The sequence below is a fragment of the Rhodococcus sp. P4_B6 genome (genome assembly GCF_056402215.1).
The window spans coordinates 1-872 of record NZ_JBFUHV010000470.1 but is presented as its reverse complement, the minus strand read 5'-3'; the positions used below and the strand labels follow the sequence as shown (position 1 = coordinate 872).

Sequence of the window (872 nt, the reverse complement as noted above, 5' to 3'; positions counted from 1 at the left end):
TCGGTGAGGAAGTGAAAGCCTTCGTCATCCGCGAGCCCGGATCGGAGTTGAAGGAGGAAGACCTGATCGGCTGGTCACGGGAACGGTTGGCGGCTTACAAGTACCCGCGCCTGGTGGAGTTCAGGGACACCTTGCCGATGAACGCGACAGGAAAGCTCCTCAAGCGGGCTCTGCGATGATCACGCCGTTGGCGTGGGCGCCGGCGCACGCTAGCGTCGACGGTGGCGCGAGTCACAGTTTCGGCATACCGGTGTGAGAAGGTGTTGTGACCTTGTATTCCGTCGATACGTTGCGCAGCAACGAGCACGACCAGCGCGAGCGCGGTGATTGGTGGCGCGATCAGGTCTCGTCGATCCACTGTCCGATGGCCTTCTCCCTTGCGGACRGCTACCAGGGAACCCTTCAGCATCAAYATTCGGACACGTACCAGCTAGTTCGTTGGTGGGGCGAAGCGGAGGTCCTCTCCCGCACGGCAGCSGACATCCGYMGACATCCACATGGCGCCTACGAACTGCTCCTACCGGTCCGGGGYGAAGTGATCCTCGAGCAGGATCGTCGTGAAGCCACGATCACACCGGCGGTCATGGCTCTCACRTCGCTGGACACCGCGACTGTTCTGCGCCATGGTGAYGGCTTCTCYTCYGTTGCATTCGTGATTCCMCGTGACCGGATCGAGGCGCGGGTGCCSACATTGCCGCACGCYGGCACCGTCCTCGATGCGACATCYGGACTGGGACGCATCGTTGTCGACGTGGTCAGTAGTCTGCGCAGGGAGCGGCACGAGCTCACCGGGAGTCAGTTCGATGCGATAGCCGACCGAATCGTCGATCTCGTGGCGCTCGCCTACAACGCAGACACGGCCAGACACGGCC

At 62.6% G+C, this 872-nt stretch carries 2 protein-coding genes; both read left to right on the top strand.

Going from position 1 to position 872, the window contains the following annotated elements:
* Positions 1-179 (top strand): AMP-binding enzyme (locus tag AC1DWT_RS51615; RefSeq protein ID WP_477926322.1); only part of this gene is annotated, 179 nt, incomplete at its 5' end.
* An 86-nt stretch (positions 180-265) separates the two neighbouring features.
* A partial coding sequence (locus AC1DWT_RS51610; RefSeq protein ID WP_477926321.1) for a cupin domain-containing protein occupies positions 266-872 on the top strand: 607 nt, incomplete at its 3' end.